The organism is Sphaerimonospora thailandensis (assembly GCF_016863115.1).
Classification (GTDB): domain Bacteria; phylum Actinomycetota; class Actinomycetes; order Streptosporangiales; family Streptosporangiaceae; genus Sphaerimonospora; species Sphaerimonospora cavernae.
Map to the genome: position 1 here is coordinate 84,014 of NZ_BOOG01000026.1, position 16,817 is coordinate 100,830.

Below are 16,817 nucleotides of genomic sequence, written 5' to 3' on the forward strand. Positions count from 1 at the left end.
CGTCCCAGCGCCCTCGCATAACCGCGTTCAGGTTGCAACGGAGGTCGGTTGGCAGGAAAGTCGTGTCCGGACGGGCGTTCCGTCGTTACCTTCCAACCCCCAGGGCTTGCCGATGACGAACCAGACCGACAACTTCCCCGACCTCATGAGCGACGACTCCTTCGAAGTGGTGATGCGCGGGTACAGCCGTCGCCAGGTCCACGATTACATGGTCCGGACCCGCAACCAGATCCGAGACCTGGAGGAGCGCCTCGCGCGTACGATCGATCAGGCCGAGCAGAGCCGCCTCGAGCTCGCGGAGGCCCGGCGCAAGCTGACCGAGTCCCCCCAGAACCCCGACGAGCTCGGTGAGCGACTGAGCCAGATCCTCAAGCTCGCCCACGAGGAGGCCGCGGCCAACAAGCAGGCGTCCGAGACGGAGGCGACCAGGCTGCGCGACAACGCGGTGGCCGAGGCCGAGCGGCTGGTGGCTTCGGCGCGCGAGCAGGCCGACGCGATCAGGGTGGCGGCGCAGGAGGAGGTCGAGCGCCGGATCGCCGACGCCACCGCCACCGCCGACCGGCTCCTGGCACAGGCCGGCGCGGACGCCGAGGAGGCTCTGGGTACGGCACGTGCCGAGGCGGAGGAGACCCGGCAGAGCGCACGGGCCGAGGCCGACCGGGTGCTCGGTGAGGCGCGCTCCCGTGCCGACGCCATTCTCGGCGCGGCACAGCAGCGGGTGGCCGCGCTCGACGAACACACCGGCCGCCGGGTGGCCCAACTGACTGACACCCACACCGAGGTGGTGCGCCGACTCACCGAGATCGGTTCGGTCGTGGGAGGCCTGATGCAGTGGGAGGCGGCCGCGGGACCGCTGATCGACGAAGCCGTCGTTCTGCCGCCCGCGCCGTACCAGCCCTACCCACAGCAGGCTCACCAGTCGGGCCGACCGGCCGCCCCCGAAGAGGCCCAGCCCTCATCGGAGCCGGTCACACGGGCGGAAAATGCCATGAATGAGCAGGATCATGGCGCAGCGGTCGAAGACCTGGACCTCCGCATGATCGTGGAGGACACGCGGCCGGGGGAGCAGACGTCCGTGCCGAGCGAGTCGATGATCGCCGGGTCGATGGTGGAGTCAGGGATCATGGAGTCGGAGATGACCGAGGACACCGATGTCGACTTCGGCCGGGTTCGCCGACAGTCTGACGAGCAGGAGCCCATGCGCGGCTGATGGAACCGGCGAGTCTCTGGTAGCGGAAGCCCCCGCCCCCGATCGGGTCGGGGGCTTCCGCGCTCATGGATTGGCGGCGGCGGCACGTCGCTCCTGATCACGAAGCTGTCGGCGCAGCCCGTCCGGTTCGTCCGCGTCAACCGTCATCGCGCACCCGGTGGCGCGCTGCGACGGACTGAGGGGACGATGCCGGGTGGCCCACCACCGGCCGGCGTCACTCCGCCAAATTGTCCATTCCGGAAAGTCCCGGGCAATCTCAGCAAGGTGTCGGTCAAAGGACATCCGTCGCCTTCCCTCGCCGAAGTGTCCGGTTGTTCTTGGCGTCTCTCACCAAGGTGCGGGACATCTCTAGAGAAATCAACGACCGAGATGGTCAGGTCAACCTATCGGCCGCACCGCACCGTGCGGCAGGGCAAGGACCTGCCGCAGGAAACGAGATCGTGCGAGATCACGCGTCGAAGTCGTACTGGAGCACGTACGAGGCGGAGTCGAGCGCCATCTCGTTCAATTCGACCGGTACGCCGCCGGCGGCGAAGGCGATCCTGGAGATCACGATGACGGGGGTGCCCGCCGGGAGGTCCAGCGACGCGGTTTCCCTCGGCTGCGGCATCCGCGCACGCACCTCCTCGGTGAAGTGCACGGGTGGGTAGCCGAGATCATCGAGGCGGGCGTAGACACCTCCCGGTCCGGGGTCGGGCAGTGTGATCGCGCTTCCCTCGACGATGTCGGCGGGGAAGTACGACGTCGCGACCTGCACGGGCCGTCCGTCGACCGAATAACGGCGGTGCCGTACCCACACATCGTCGCACCTCAGCGCCCGGGAGACCGGCGTGCTCGCGGGCTCCCGCCGGAGATCGACCTCGTCCACGGCGTACGCCCGGCCGGGGGTGTCGGAGTCCCAGATCGCCCGGCCCCGGCCCCACTGCTCTCGGGACAGCCGTCGTGATCCATGCCGCCGGATCGGGCGGAACAACCGGACATAGACTCCCGAGCCGCGCCGTGGTACGGCAAGGCCTTCATTGATCAGTACGGCGAGCGCCTGGCGTGCCGTCGCCCGTGCTATTCCATATTCGGCCATGAGCGCGTTCTCGCCGGGTAGCCGATCCCCGTCGTCCAGTGCACCGGAAAGGATCTGATCGCGCAGGCGATCCGCGATGCGGCGATAGATCGGGGAATCATGGTGCATGGGAGGCGGCGGGGGCACGGGGGACTCTGTCACGTTTGATCACCCTCTGTCACCAACGGGGATTGGCGTCTCCAGAGAACTTGCCCCGTCTTGTCCACGATTGCACAGAGTCTGGGGTTGATTGCGTGCTTATTTTGAGCGCATCGTGCTCATGTGGCGATCTATGGGAGTTATAGCCGTCCGTTACGGCGCTGCCGCCCCGGCCGGTATTGCGACGGTGTCCCCTGTCCTGGCGCACCCCGCCGCGGCAGCACTCAGGCAGGTGGCGGAACCTACCCACCAGGCGTTATTTATGGACAATAACCGTAGAAACCGAAGGAGCCTACCTGTGGCCGTCACCCGCGATGAATGCCAGGCCCTCGACGCCGAGGACCCGCTGAAGGACTTCAGGGAGGAGTTCTCGCTGCCTCCCGGCGTCATCTACCTCCTGGGGAACTCGCTCGGCGCGCTGCCACGGCGGACCCCCGAGCGGGTGGCCCACACGGTCGAGACCGAATGGGGCGTGCATCTCGGCGCGAGCTGGAACAGCGCGGGCTGGTGGGATCTGCCGCAGACCACGGGTGACCGGATCGCCCCTCTGATCGGAGCACGGCCCGGCGATGTGCTCGCCGGCGACTCCACCTCGGTGAACATCTTCAAGGCTGTGACGGCGGCGCTGCCGCTGCGACCGGGTCGCCGCGTCATCGTCTCCGACCTCGACAACTTCCCGACCGACCGTTACGTGGTCGAGGGCGCGGCCCGCGCGCTGGGGCCGTACGAGATCAGGGACATCGGCTCGGCGCCGGGTGCGAACGGCGGGACACTGGAGGCGGCCCTCGGTGACGACGTGGCGCTGGTCCTGCTCTCCCACGTCGACTACCGTACGGGCGCGATGCGCGACATGGCCGCGGTGACCGCCCAGGTCCACGCGGCCGGCGCGCTGATGATCTGGGACCTGTGTCACAGCGCCGGTGTCGTGCCCGTCGAGATGGGCGAGGTCGACCTCGCGGTCGGCTGCACGTACAAGTATCTGAACGGCGGTCCTGGAGCGCCCGCATACATCTACGTGGCCCCCCGTCATCAGGAGGCCGTGCACAACGTGGTGTCCGGCTGGCACGGGCACGCGGCGCCGTTCGCCTTCGAGCCGAGCTACCGGCCGGCGCCGGGGGTACGGCGGTTCGCCGTGGGCAGCCCGCCCGTGCTGTCCTACGCCGCGCTGGGCGCCTCGCTCGACATCTGGGAACGGGTGGACATGGCGGCGGTCAGGGCCAAGAGCGTGGCGCTGACGTCCCTGTTCATCGAGTTGACGGACGAGCTGTGTCCGGATCTGGCACTGGTGACGCCGCGCGATCCGGCCGGGCGGGGCAGCCAGGTCAGCTACCGTCACGCCGATGGCTACCCGGTGGTCCGGGCGCTGGCGGATCGCGGCGTCGTGGGCGACTACCGGGAGCCGGAGATCATCCGATTCGGGTTCGCGCCGCTCTATCTGCGCCACGTCGACGTCTACGATGCCGCGACGACGCTGGCGGAGGTGCTGGGCAAGGAACTCTGGCGGGACGAGCGGTACAGCCGACGGCTGGCCGTCACCTGAGCCGAAATCGCGGGTGCGCTCGAGTCGAGCGGACGTTCACCGGGCGTTCAGCGGGGCATCAGCGGCCGCGTCTGTCGAAACCGGCGACGATCTGCCCGGCCAGGGTCACACAGCGATCGCAGATGCGGCCGCCCTCCCCGTGGACCATGTGGACCCGGGGGCCGGGCGGCCGCCGGCAGAATGAGCAGGCGGCGTCACGCTTGCGTCGCCGGTTGGCCAGATGGCGGTGGGCGAATGCCGGAGCGAACCGTCGCGGCCTGACCGGGTGCCTGATGAGCCGGAACCGCTCGATGACGGCCGCCCAGGAAAGCCCCGCGTCACGGGCTTCCCGTACGGCCAGGTCGATCAGGGGGTCCGCGCCGCCGGGCAGTTCCGCGCCGAGGGCGATCGCGGCCGACAGGGTTTCCAGGGGGTCGGCGGGGTCGGTCGACCGGGAGCGGGCTCGCTCCAGTAAATCTGATGGTTCTAAATCCGATGGTTCCATGGCCGCAACCATAAGTCGCGACCCCAAGGTCATCAAGCGGGCATCCGCTGGTCGGCGGGCCGGCTGCTCTCGGGCGTCGCGTCACTCTTCCCCGAGCATGCCTCACCGTACGGCCGCAGGGCCGTACGTACGGCATGGCCGTCACGACATGGCGAAATCTGGCGGGAACAGATCGACGGGAATCAGCGGAGATCGCCGCGGGTTCCCTGAAACGAACCCAGAGCCGTTCGGATCAGGAGGGCACTTGATGACGGAAAGCTCGCAGCGTCCCAAGGTCGACTTCTACTTCGACCCGGTCTGCCCCTTCGCGTGGATCAGCTCCCGGTGGATTCTGGAGGTGGAGAAGCAGCGCGACATCGATCTGCGCTTCCGGGTGATGAGCCTGTCGGTGCTCAACCAGGGCAGAGAGGATCTCCCCGAGCAGTACCGCGATCTGCTCGACCGGGGGTGGGGGCCGGTACGCGTGTGCATCGCGGCCGCTCAGCACAGCGGTGAGGAGGTGCTGCGTGACCTCTACACGGCCCTCGGCACCCGGATCCACAATCAGGACAACAAGGACTACATCTTGGTGATCAAGGAAGCGCTGGCGGAACTCGGCCTGCCCGCCGAGCTCGCCGACGCGGCGGACGTGACCGACTACGACGAGGCGCTGCGCCGGAGCCATCACGAGGGCATGGACCCGGTCGGCATGGACGTCGGCACGCCGACGATCCACATCGACGGGGTGGCGTTCTTCGGGCCGGTGCTGACCCGCATCCCGCGCGGCGAGGAGGCGGTAAAGATCTTCGATGGCGCTTTCGCCCTGGCGAGTTATCCGTACTTCTTCGAACTGAAGCGCACTCGTACGGGCGAACTCGACTTCACCTGAGCCGCGTCTCCCCCGCATCCCGCCGGGTGCGTTGATGAAAGTGAAGGGTGACCGGCGACCTCCTGGGGCACCCGGTGCGCCTCCGCGCCCCTATGGTCTGTAAGACCCATGGGAAACGCGGAGGCGGAGGAAACGTGCACAACGAGATCGATGACGTCCCGGATGTCAGCATGGGGTGGTATCGGGACGTCGTCGGCTTCGCCCAGGGCACCCCATCGTGGGTCCGGGATTGGGCCGAGGTCGGAACCGACATGATCCCGGCATTCCTGGCGGCCTTATTCGCCATCGTGTTGTGGCGAGCCTGGCGAGCCTGGCAGGACGAGAGCGGGTCGGCTGAGAGCGGGTTGGCCGAGGGCCGGTGGGCTGAGAGCCGGAGCGGCGATCATCGGATGCTCGCCCTGGCGTTGCTCGGGCCCATCGCGACGGTGGCGGCGTACCTGTGCAGCGAGCTGATCAAGAGCATGCTGAGAATGCCCCGGCCGTGCTGGCGACCCGGTGAAACCCTCATCATCGCGACCTGCCCGGAAGCGGGGGACTGGTCGCTGCCGAGCAACCACGCGACGTTCGCCGCCGCCGCGGCGACGGCACTGGTCATCGCCTGGCGGCGGATGATCGTCATCGCCCCGGCGCTGGCCGTGCTCGCGGCCGTGTCCCGGGTCTTCGTCGGAGTCCACTACCCGCATGACGTCGCGGCGGGGTTCCTGCTCGGCGTGGCCGTCGCATCCCTGGTGATGGCGGCTCTGCTCGCTCCGGCCACCTCGCTGGTCACCCGGTTGACGACGTGGCTGATGACGTGGTTGAAGCCCCGTCGCCCGGCTCGGCATCGCATGCGATGAGCGAGTCAGCAGAGTCGGCCGAGGGCGGCGCGGGAGCGGGCGATCTGCTCGCGGGTGCGAGCGGACCAGTAGTGTTCGCCCCGCGGGTTGAGCAGGGCGTGGCAGACGGTGAAGTGATCAAGGGCGGCGCGTTCGTCTCCCCGCCACCGGGAGACCTCGCCCAGGGCGTAAACGGTCATGGCCTCCCCTCGGGCGTCACCGGCGCGGACACACATCTCCATGCACTCGGCGAGCATGCGCGTGGCGCGGTCGAAACGGCCCAGTGCGCCCTCGGCCTCCGCCAGACGGCGTAGCGCGATCCGCTCGCCCTCATTCCACCGCAGTTCGCGGCTCAGGGCGAGGCTCACCCGGTAGTGCCCGACGGCCTCCTCGACCCGGCCCATCTCGTAGCAGGCGATCCCCAGACCGCGCCGGGCGCGGACGCTGTGGACGGCGCTCTCGCCGTCGGCGAGGGCGAGAGCGTGTCGGCAGGCGGCCGCGGCGTCGTCGTAGCGGCCGAGGAAGAGCTGGACTCCGGCGACCTCGTACCACGCGCTCAGCAGGCCGTTCGTGTCGCCGAGCGCGAGGAAGCAGTCGGCCGCCCGGGTGGCGGCCGCCAGCGCGGACCCCAGATCGTCCTCCAGAGTGGCGGCGATCCCGAGCAGCGCGTACGCGGCCGAGTGCCGGTCCCCCGTCCGTTCGAAGCGGTCCAGCAGCCGACGGAACTCCGCGGCGACGGTGTGGGCGCGCCTGCGGTCCACCTCGACGTCGGCGCGCACCAGTCGCAGGCGCGTCTCGGCGGAGGCGTCGCCCGCCGCGGCCGCGGCCTCGATCGTCCCGTCCAGCATGTTCACGGCGTCGTCGTGGAAACCGCGCACGATGAGGAACGGCGCCAGGACGTGGGCGAGGTCGACCGACGCCGTCACCAGGCCCGCCCGGGACGTCGCCGCCACCACCCCGACGAGCACCCTGCGTTCCGCCGAAAGCCAGGCGCCGGCCGCGGCGGAGGGCGGTGTCCGCGCCGGTAGGTCGGACGGCGGCGGAGCGAAGGCGAGGGGCAGTTCGCGCGCGGCGTCGATGACTCGGACGTGCGCCTCGGCCGCGACACGGCGCAGCGCCGCCGCCCGGCACTCGTGGCTATCCTCGGCGGTGAAGAGCTCGGCGGCGAAGCCCCGCAGCAGGTCGTGCATGCGATATCGGGGCTGTGCCGCCGCGTCGACGTCGCTTGCGCTGATCAGACCGGCGGCGGCGAGCTCCTCCAGGGAGTGATCGACGTCGTGCGCGGAGGTGCCCGCCAGCGCGGCGACGGTCCATGCGGCCACGCTGTCGGCCGCGACCGATCCGAGCAGCCGGAACGCCCGCCGGGCCTGCGGGGACAGCGTCGCGTAGCTCATCGCGAACGTGGTGCGCACGTCCAGCTGTCCCGAATGCAGTTCGTTCAGGCACGCCGAGGTGTCCGCGAGTCGCCGTGCGAACTCGGCCAGCGGCCACGCGGGACGGGTGACGAGGCGGGCGCCGGCGATGCGCAGCGCGAGCGGGAGTCGCCCGCAGGCGTGCAGGATCGCCTCCGCAGACTCCGGGTCGCTCGCCACCCGGTCGGCGCCGGCCACACCCGCGAGCAGGTTGTGGGCGTCGGCGGGCGGCGGCACATCCAGGGTGAGCGCGATCGCGCCCGGCATCGCGGGCAGCAGCCCGCGAGAGGTGACGATGACCGCCGACCCTGGCGTCCCCGGGATCAGCGGCTGCACCTGGGCCTCGCCGCCCGCGTCGTCGAGCAGCACCAGGACGGCGCGGTCGGCGATCCGGGCCCGGTACATCGCCGCCTGCTCCTCCACGGAGGCGGGCATGACGGCGGCGTCCACGCCGAGCGCTCGCAGCAGCTCCGCGAGCAGGCCGGCCGGGTCGCGGGGGGACGGCGAGGCGCCGCCCAGCCGGACGAACAGCTGCCCGTCGGGATATTCCTCCCGCATCAGGTGCGCCACGTGCACGGCCAGCGTGCTCTTGCCGACGCCGGGCGGGCCGGACACCGCCACGATCACGGGCGCCGCGCCGCCCCGGTCGGCCGTACCACGCAGCGCGCTGATCATCTCGTGCGTCTCGGACTCGCGCCCGACGAAGTCGGCGATGTCCGCTGGAAGCAGGCAGATCCCCGTCCACCCGGGGGTCTGCCGCCCGGCCCTCTCCGGAGCGGGCAGGTCCCCGGCGACGGCCGCCGGTGCGGGCAGTTCGACGGGGGCGTCGCTCAGGATCGCGGTGTGCAGGTTCCGTAACTCCTGCCCGGGCTCCACGCCCAGCTCGGCGACGAGCACCGACCGTGCCCGCCGGTACGCTTCCAGCGCCTCGGCACGCCGCCCCGCCCGGTGCAGCGCAACCATGAGCCGGTGCCACAGGCGTTCGCTGAGCGGGTCGGTCTCCACCAGCGGGGTCAACTGGCCGACGACCTCGTCGTGCAGGCCGAGCCGCAGGCGCACGTCGATCCAGTCGAACCTGGCGCTCTCTCTCCGCTCCTCCAGCTCTGTGATGCGTGCGGTCACCGCCCCGGCCAGCGGTACGTCTTCGGCGGGCCTGCCGCGCCAGAGCGACAGCGCCCCGGCGAACAGGCGGTCGGCCTCGGCCAGGTCGCCGTCCGCCGTCTCACGGCGGGCCCGTCGTACGGCCTCGTCGAAGGCGAGGAGGTCGAGCCGGCCGGTGCCGAGGCGAAGGTGGTAGCCCGGCCCCTGCGTCTCCACCTCGATCGCCGCCCTGCGGAGCACGGACACGTAGGTCTGCAGGTTGGCCAGGGCCGACCGGGGTGGCTCGTCCCAGACCGAGGCGATCAGCCGGTCTCTGGAGACGACGGTGTTGGGGTGGAGAAGGAGGGTGCTGAGCACCGCGCGCGGCTTGGCCGCCAGTCGCACCGGCCGTCCCGCTTGGGTGATCCGGACCGGTCCGAGGATCGCAAAGTCCACTTTCGCCCCCCGTAGTGCGCTCAGCGAAAACCCGGACGGACCTTTCGACCTTCTGTAGTGACTTTATGGGGATTTTGTGGGCGCGCATAGGACCTTGATCAATGACATCCGGAAGGAGGTGGTCTCAGTGAAGATCGAGGTTCGCAAGGTCGAGTCCGTCAAGGCGACCCAGTTCATGACCTGACGCGCCGGCTGTCAGCAGATCGGCGGGGGACGGCGCGACCGTCCCCCGTCCGTTTCGTCCCATCGACCGTCTGGAGTGGCGATGCGAGTGATGTTGAAAGAATGCGCCTGCGAATCCCTCGGCGACGAGCTCATCGTGGTCCACGATCCCCGCGAGGCGTTCACCCTGGCCGACCCGGGAGGCCGGATCGCGGCGCTTCTCGACGAGCTCGGCCGCGGGCCCGCGACGGCGGAGGAACTGAGCGCCGCGCTGACCGCACGAGGCTTCGCCGCCTCGGTCGAGGACGTCCGGGACGGGCTGGACGGGCTCGACCGCCTCGGCCTGGTCGAGAACGCCGCCGAACGGTGGCTGGGCGAGCCCGACGCCGACGAGCGCCACTTCTCCAACCTGACCTTCTTCGGCTCCTTCGCCGGCATGCACACCTCTCGGGCGGAGTTCGTCCGGCGGCTGCGCGGCTCGCACGTCCTCGTGCTCGGCGCCGGCGGCGGCGGCTCCGCTCTCGTGCAGTGCCTGGCCGGGCTCGGCGTCGGCGCGCTGACGCTGGTGGACCGCGACGACATCGCGCCGCGCAACTTCGCCCGCCAGTTCCTCTACCGGAGCACGGACATCGGCCGGTCGAAGGTCGACCGCGCCGCCGAATGGGTGCGCGAATACGACCCCGGCATCGAGGTCCGCGCAGTCGACCGGTGGATCTCCGGCCCCGAGGACCTGAAGGACCTGACCGAGGACGTCCATCTGGTGGCCGGCGGCCTGGACGGTGCGCCGGACGCCAACCTGTGGGTGAACGAGGCCGCGCTCCGCGCGGGCGTCCCCCTCGTCGCCGGCGGGATGACCCGCACCCAACTCATCTACTTCTCCGTCGATCCGGGCAAGAGTGCCTGCCTACGGTGCGACGAGTCGGACCTGCCCAACCCGGACGAGCGCACCTCGGCGGGCGTCGCCCACCGGCTCACCCGCGGGCTCCGACTCGCCAACGGGCTCACCGGGCCGATGGCCATGCAGGTCGGCTCGCTGGTCGCCTACGAGGTCCTGCGCTACCTGACCGGCATCGAACCACCCCGAGCCGCCGGATGCCGCGTCATTCTCGACCTGCGCAACGGGCTCATCCCGACCTGGGAGCCGTTCCCCCACGACCCCGACTGCCCGGCGTGCGCCCTGGCCCGGCGGTGACGCGATGAGCGGCACCATCGTTCCGCTGCGCCCGCTGACCCTGGTCGAGGAGGGCGACGAGGTGCTGGTCGGCGACCCGGACACCGGCACGTTCGTGACCATGCCCGCCGTCGGCGGGGTGGTGATCTCCGCGCTGCTGCGCGGTGCCACCGCGGAGGAGGCGGGTGCCGAGGCCGAGGCGTTCGCCGGGGAGCCGGTCGACATGCCGTCGTTCATGGCGACCCTCACCGAACTCGGCTTCGTGGCGGACCGGACCGGCGGGGAACGCCAGGCCGTACGCACCGCGCCCATCCAGATGCGCCGCTGGATGGCCGGGGTGAGTCAGCGGGTGGCCCGTCCCTTCTTCGGCCCGGCGGCCTGGACCGTCTACGCCGCCCTCGCGCTGTTCTGCCTCGCCGTCTTCATCGTCTCGCCGTCCCTGTTCCCGAGCCCGGAGCAGGACGCTTTCCTGCTCGACGACATCGGCCTGAGCGCCCTGTTACTCATGCCGTTCGTCATGGCCGCGACGGCCCTGCACGAGTGCGGGCACTGGCTCGCCGCCCGGGCGATCGGCGTCAGATCCCGCTTCGGTGTGGATCGGCGGATGATGCTGCTCGTCTTCGAAACCGACCTCACCCAGGTGTGGACCGTGCCCCGCCGCCAGCGGTACGGCCCGCTGCTCGGCGGGATGGCGATGGACGTGACCGTGCTCAGCCTGCTGCTGGGCGCCCGTCTGCTGAGCCAGGAAGGGTTGTGGTCCCCGCCGCCGCTGGTGGACGGGACGTTCGCGGTATGGGTGTTCGTGACGTTGGGCGGCCTGCTGTGGCAGTGCATGATCTTCCTGCGTACCGACCTGTACGCGGTGCTGGTCAACGCCCTCGGCTGCCGCGACCTGTGGCGCGTGAAGACGCTGCTGCTGCGGCGGGCGTTCGGCCGCCTCACCCCCGAGCAGGCCCAGGAACTCGCCGGGGCCGCCCCCGCCGACCTGCGGGCCGGCCGCTGGTTCCGTTGGCTGTGGTTGGCCGGATTCATCGGCGTCCTGGCCTGGTTCGTCTTCTTCGTGGTCCCCGTCGCCGTGACCGTGCTCCGGTGGGCGGCGGGTGGTCTTCTCCTCGGGCCGTTCAGCCTCCGGTTCTGGTACTCCCTGCTGTGCACGGCCCTGCTGCTCGGCCCGGAAGCCCTTGCCATCTTCCTGGCCGCGAAGGAGTACGCCCGGCGGGCTCGCGTCCGGGCACTGCTCGGACGCCGGGCCCGTCTCGGCTGAGAACGGGTGATCGGTCGCCGCGGGGCGAGGAGGTGTCGCTGCGGATGGTGATGGTGCATGTGCTCCTGGGTACGGCCGCGACAACGGGTACGCGGACTTTCTCCGGGAGGGGATCGACGGGACCGTCGGGGCCTGAGCCGCACCCGAGGCGCCGATTTCCGCAAGTTCTTCATTGATGTTCGCCGCGGTCGGTCGTGGCGAAGCCCTGGGCGGTCGGGCGGTTATGAAAGGAATTCACATCGCGTTACGGAGGGAATCCTTACAGCGATCGGCACTGGGTGTGGGATGTCCTGTTTGCTGCAGTTTGCTTGACACGATCTTCTTGCCGGACATCTCCATAGAAGCTGCGACATATAACGGATGTGCCTTCTGGGCCGTTTTCGGATGACCATATCGTCGCTATTCAGAGTTATTATGGGCCGATGATTTCTCTGGTTGTTTTCCTTCCCAACAGAAGGGTGTCAGTCTAAGATCTCAATCTATGTATCGGTATGTAGCGGCTTTTCCAGTAAGGCGCGTGCGCCCCCAAAGTCGCAGTGATGCTCAGGCCGAACATGACGCCCACGCAGTGGTCGCCAAGCCCGGACGCCCATGAACTCGCCGACCGGACCCGGGGACCTCGCGCTCGACCCCGGCCAGGGGATGGTGTGGGTGGACGACCATGGCGCTCACCTCGTCGACTACGCCTCTCATCACCTCGATCCGGACCGGTCGATGTCGGCGGTCGCCGCCGCCCTGACGGCATGCGCCCGGCACAACGAGTCCGGGAATATCGCAACTCGCGCCCGGCTTCTGGCCGCCGTACGCAGTGAGTGCGCCAACTATGCCGACAGCCGGGTGACATACCGGCCGGGCCCAGGACCGGGCACGCCCGACGACGAGGCGGTCAGGCGGGCATGGTCCCTGGTGGACCCGTTCGGTGCGGAGACGCTGCGCCTGCTGTACCGCCACGAGTTGCCTCTCCGTGATCTCTCCTACGTGCTGGCGCTGTCGATCCGCGAGGTCGGCAGGCTCGTGGTCAGGACCCAGGACATCATCGAGATCCTGGTGAGCGGGCTGGACGGTCTCGCGCGTGGTCGTCCCATCTGCCCGGATCTCGGTCCGCTCGTCAGCGCGGTCTTCCCGGCAGAGCCGGTCCAGCCGGTCCAGCCGGCTCAGTCGGCTCAGTCGGCCGCCGAAGAGGCCGGTGCCCGTACCGCCCTGCTGCGGCACATCGTCACGTGCCTGGTATGCAAGCGGCCGATCAACATCCGATACACCGTGCCGCAGATCCTCTCCCACCCGCCGATCACGGCACTGTCTCCCGAGGTCAAGCGGCGCCTCACCGAAATCATCACATCGGCCGCCGTTCTTCCGCCGTCCGACGCCGCTCAACCGCCCGGTGGCGTTTCAGCGGTTGAGCAGGCTCAGCCGGTTCATCGGCCCCCCGCGTCGTTCGGCATGCCACTCGCCGCGCCCGTCGCCGTGGACCCTGCCCCGTCCGCACCGCCGCGGCGCTCGCCCGTGCCGCCCTTATCGCCTCCGCCGGTGGTGCCGTCCACGCCGACCGGGCCGGTCGTACCGTACGCGCGCGGGTCGGCGGGGGGTGGTGGGCCGGTGGTGGGTGGGCCGGTGGTGGGTGGGCCGGTGGTGGGTGGGGGAGCGGAGACGCCGCTGTACGACGCGCTGCTCTCCCAGATCAGAGCCCGTACGATCCCGGCCGGCCCCGCGGAGAAGCCCCGCCCCAAGCCCGAGTCGGGTGGTACGGCCGACCCGAGCGACGCGTCGGGTGGTGCGGCCGACCCGAGCGACGCACGCATTCCGCAAGGCGCCCCGGCACTGAGCAGCTTCACCGTCCCGAACGCCGCCCCCGCTTCGAGGAGAAATTCCGCGGACCTCGGGCGGGCCGCCCGTACGGCACGGCACGCGCTGCCCCGCGGCCGGGAGCACGACCCTGATCTCGACCCTGATCTCGACCATGATCTCGAGCAGGAGGACGGAGCCTCCGCCAGGATCCTTGAGATGATCTCCCGGATGTGGGCGCTGCTCCGCGCGACCGCCATCCGAGTCGTGATCACCGTAGTCGCGGGCGCGGCGGGCACATTGGCCGGGATCAACCTCCTGGCCCCGGCCGATCAGCCGGGCGAGGCGGCCGGGTCCTTACGCCCCTCCGCGGCCGGGGCCACGGTCGCCGGGGCCACGGTCGCGGGTGACACTGCCTCCGAGAACTCTGTCCTGGCGGGCTCTGCCTCTGCGGGCACCGCCTCCACAGGCTCCGGGGCGTCGACGCCGACCGCCACTTCGGATGTCGGTACGGCTGAGTCCGGTGTCTCTGAGCCGGGGAGGTCGGAGCCGGGGGGGTCGGAGCCCAGGGTTCTGGAGGCAGGGGACGGAGGCTCGGAGACTGTCACTCTGGCCGTGGGCGGCCTGCGGATCCAGTCCGTGGTCGAGCTCGATGATTTCGGTCGAGGCGGCATCACGCTCTCGACCACCTCCGAAAAGCCCCTCAAATGGCGCATAACGGCGAATGATCTGGTCGTCAAGCCGTCCAGCGGCACCCTGCGACCCGGACGGAGCGACGTCATAAGCGTGCGTGCGCAGCGGGTGCGTTACTGGTGCGGCCCGCCTCCGCCCGCCAAGGCTCCGTTGGTCCTGCACGGTCCGACCGGCTCGAAGAGCGCGACCGTGACAGTGCGCTGGCGCACCTGCTGACAGCCCTCCCCCTCATCTTTCCGCTGTGAAAGGACCCCCCGGTCATGCCCGAGACCCACATACCCGCGTCGGCTCCAGCGGCCGAACACTTTCCGGAGACGGTGCCGCTCACGGCGGAACATCTGCTCACGAACCGCCGAGCCGAGCCCGCGGGCGGGTGGCGGCGGCTCGTGTACCGGCTTTCCGGAGGCAAGATCATGCCGGCGGAGTCCGCGGCGGAGCAGGAACGGCGGACGCTCATCGCCCACGCTCAGACGCCCGTCGCGAGCGGCCATCACCGGATCGCGGTCATGAGCCTGAAGGGCGGCGTCGGCAAGACCACGACGACCGCCGCCCTGGGCAACACCCTGGCGTCGTTACGCGGCGACCGGGTGATCGCGATCGACGCGAACCCAGACCGCGGGACGCTGGGACTCAAGGTCAAGTCGGAGACCGCGGCGACCATCCGCACTCTGCTCGCCGAGGCGCCGCACATCGTCCGCTACGCCGACGCCCGGGCATTCACCTCGCAGTCACCGGCCCGGCTGGAGGTCCTGGCCTCCGACTCGGACCCGGCGGTCAGCGAGGCGTTCGACGCGGAGGACTACCGTACGGTCGCCGGGCTGATCGAACGGTACTACTCGATCTGCATCACCGACTGCGGCACCGGCCTGCTGCACGGCGCCATGGGCGCGACGCTGGAGATGGCCGACCAGATCGTGCTGGTCACCATGGTCGCGGTCGACGGCGCGAGCTCCGCCGCGGCGACCCTCGACTGGCTCACCGCGCACGGCCACGGACGCCTCGTCAGGAACGCGATCGTCGTGCTGAACGCGGTGGAGCCGAAATCACACGTCGACGTGGACCTGCTGGAGCGACATTTCACGAACCGCTGCCGGGCGGTCGTGCGAGTGCCGTTCGACCCTCACCTGAAGGAGGGAGCGGAGGTCGACCTGACCCGGCTCCGGCCGACCACCCGTGGCGCGTACCTGAGGCTCGCCGCCGCGGCGGGTCAGGCGTTCGGTCAGCGTCCCGACCGGAGCAGCTAGTGGCGACAACGGATCGCGACCCGGGGCAGATGCTCGACTGGGATTCGGACCTCGACTGGGACCTGGGCCCGCAGCGGCGATGGAACCCACGTGTCGTCCTGCTCGTGATCGTCGGGATCGTCACCGTGCTCGCGGTCACGGTCATCGTGCTGCAGACACGGCGGGCGGAATCGAAGGAGGCCCCCGTCCCCGTTCGTACGGCGCCGGCCATCGCGTTGGCGGAGCCGTCCGGACGCGAGGGCGCGGCCGGATATCCGATCGGTTTCCCTCATTCCGAGATCGGGGCGGTGTCGGCGGCCTCCGCCACACTCGAAGGCGCCTGGACGCTGGACCGGGCCCAGGCAGAACAGGCGGCAGCCCTGTACGCCCGACCCGACCAGCGGAAGGCCGCCCGTGAGGGCGCCCGGGCGGTCGTGCAGGGATGGCGGGAGACCCTCGACCTGCCCCCGGAGGGGAAGCTCCCCGAAGGGGCGGCACTGCGGACGCAGGCCATCGGCGTCCAGTGGCAGGCCCGGAGCGACGACCAGGTCCAGGTCTCCGTGCTGGTCCTGGTGACCGCCACCAAGGGCACGGGCGACGGCGCGTCCGTCTACTCCAGCCCCTATGCCATGAACCTGCTCATGACCTGGCTTCCTGATGCGCGCGGCACGGGCAGGGGGGACTGGGTCAACATTCCCGACCCCGCGCCTCCCGCGGTGCCCGCCGCGGCCCTCCCCGACACTCCCGAATTCGCCGCGGCCGGCTGGAAGTCCCTCACCGGCCCCCAGGCCCCTGTTCCGACTCCCTGACCCTTCTTCAGGACCTGTGCATGAGTGACATCCACAGCCGCACGCCCAAAACGGTGCTCGGCGCACTGGTCGGCCGGTTTCGGCAGCCCGATCAGTACGGGCGGGCCGCGCGAAAACGGCGGTGCGAACTCATGTGACCTCATCCCCAACGGCTAAGAATCACCGACCCCCTGGCCACCCCCTACCGGAACTGAGAAGAGCTTGACATGACTCCTCGGATGTCTCCAAGAAGACGTACGACCATGGTCTCCGGCCTGCTCCTGGCGGCGGTCTCCGCGACGGCGGGCGCGATTGTCGCCCAGCCGTGGAGCGCGGCCGCTCTCGGAACTTCGCAGTCCTCGGTGCCGACCGCGCCCGGCGTAGTTCCTCCGCAGGCCCCGACATCCCAGGCTCCCGTCTCCATGAGCGAGCGTGTGTCCACAGCCGACCGGGCGTCTGTGGAAGAAACCGAGACCGGGAACGACACCATGTCCGCCGGCGACTCCGGGACTTCGGAGGGCCCATCGTCGGGCGACCAGCCCACGACCTCCGGCGACGGCGGAGAGACCGCGGACGCCGAAGAGAGCACGGAAGGGGGAGAGACCGCGGACGCCGAAGAGAGCACGGAAGGGGGAGAGACCGCGGACGCCGAA

Annotated in this window: 13 protein-coding genes; 10 read left to right on the plus strand and 3 right to left on the minus strand. The window is 70.2% G+C overall.

What is annotated here, in order from left to right:
• The first annotated feature begins 112 nt into the window (after nucleotides 1-112).
• Nucleotides 113-1,210 carry a hypothetical protein gene (locus Mth01_RS15620; RefSeq protein ID WP_204016576.1) on the plus strand — a complete coding sequence of 366 codons (1,098 nt, stop codon included), beginning with the start codon at nucleotides 113-115 and terminating at the stop codon, nucleotides 1,208-1,210.
• Nucleotides 1,211-1,658: 448 nt separating this feature from the next.
• Here Mth01_RS15620 and Mth01_RS15625 read toward each other — a convergent pair whose 3' ends face one another.
• Entirely contained in the window at nucleotides 1,659-2,429 is a 771-nt protein-coding gene (locus Mth01_RS15625) for a GntR family transcriptional regulator (protein ID WP_239089697.1), read from the minus strand.
• Nucleotides 2,430-2,688: 259 nt separating this feature from the next.
• On the opposite strand from Mth01_RS15625, the gene kynU reads away from it, so the two are divergent.
• Nucleotides 2,689-3,966, plus strand: coding sequence for a kynureninase (gene kynU, locus Mth01_RS15630; RefSeq protein ID WP_204016577.1), 1,278 nt, complete (start codon nucleotides 2,689-2,691; stop codon nucleotides 3,964-3,966).
• 58 nt (nucleotides 3,967-4,024) lie between these two features.
• On the opposite strand, the gene Mth01_RS15635 is transcribed toward kynU, so the two are convergent.
• Nucleotides 4,025-4,450, minus strand: a complete 426-nt coding sequence (locus Mth01_RS15635) for a ClpX C4-type zinc finger protein (protein ID WP_204016578.1) — start codon at nucleotides 4,448-4,450, stop codon at nucleotides 4,025-4,027.
• Nucleotides 4,451-4,697: 247 nt separating this feature from the next.
• On the opposite strand from Mth01_RS15635, the gene Mth01_RS15640 reads away from it, so the two are divergent.
• Nucleotides 4,698-5,318: a mycothiol-dependent nitroreductase Rv2466c family protein gene (locus tag Mth01_RS15640; protein ID WP_275408953.1), complete on the plus strand. Its 621-nt coding sequence runs from the start codon at nucleotides 4,698-4,700 to the stop codon at nucleotides 5,316-5,318.
• A gap of 134 nt (nucleotides 5,319-5,452) precedes the next feature.
• Entirely contained in the window at nucleotides 5,453-6,154 is a 702-nt protein-coding gene (locus Mth01_RS15645; RefSeq protein WP_204016580.1) for a phosphatase PAP2 family protein, read from the plus strand.
• A 5-nt stretch (nucleotides 6,155-6,159) separates the two neighbouring features.
• Here the strand turns inward: Mth01_RS15645 and Mth01_RS15650 are convergent, their stop codons facing one another.
• Entirely contained in the window at nucleotides 6,160-9,081 is a 2,922-nt protein-coding gene (locus Mth01_RS15650; protein ID WP_204016581.1) for an AfsR/SARP family transcriptional regulator, read from the minus strand.
• Nucleotides 9,082-9,346: 265 nt separating this feature from the next.
• On the opposite strand from Mth01_RS15650, the gene Mth01_RS15655 reads away from it, so the two are divergent.
• The 6 genes from Mth01_RS15655 to Mth01_RS15680 all read left to right on the plus strand — a co-directional run.
• The gene (locus tag Mth01_RS15655) at nucleotides 9,347-10,435 is read left to right on the plus strand and encodes a ThiF family adenylyltransferase (protein WP_204016582.1); all 1,089 of its coding nucleotides are present in this window, start codon (nucleotides 9,347-9,349) and stop codon (nucleotides 10,433-10,435) included.
• A gap of 4 nt (nucleotides 10,436-10,439) precedes the next feature.
• Nucleotides 10,440-11,678 (plus strand): hypothetical protein, encoded by a 1,239-nt coding sequence (locus Mth01_RS15660; protein ID WP_204016583.1) that lies wholly within the window; start codon nucleotides 10,440-10,442, stop codon nucleotides 11,676-11,678.
• 591 nt (nucleotides 11,679-12,269) lie between these two features.
• Entirely contained in the window at nucleotides 12,270-14,369 is a 2,100-nt protein-coding gene (locus Mth01_RS15665; protein ID WP_204016584.1) for a hypothetical protein, read from the plus strand.
• Nucleotides 14,370-14,413: 44 nt separating this feature from the next.
• A complete protein-coding gene (locus Mth01_RS15670; RefSeq protein ID WP_204016585.1) occupies nucleotides 14,414-15,397 on the plus strand; it encodes a MinD/ParA family ATP-binding protein in 984 nt (327 codons plus the stop codon).
• Complete coding sequence (locus Mth01_RS15675) at nucleotides 15,397-16,185, plus strand: hypothetical protein (protein WP_204016586.1); 789 nt, start codon at nucleotides 15,397-15,399, stop codon at nucleotides 16,183-16,185. Before Mth01_RS15670 ends, Mth01_RS15675 begins: the two co-directional genes overlap by 1 nt.
• Nucleotides 16,186-16,586: 401 nt before the next feature.
• A partial coding sequence (locus tag Mth01_RS15680) for a hypothetical protein (RefSeq protein WP_204016587.1) occupies nucleotides 16,587-16,817 on the plus strand: 231 nt, incomplete at its 3' end.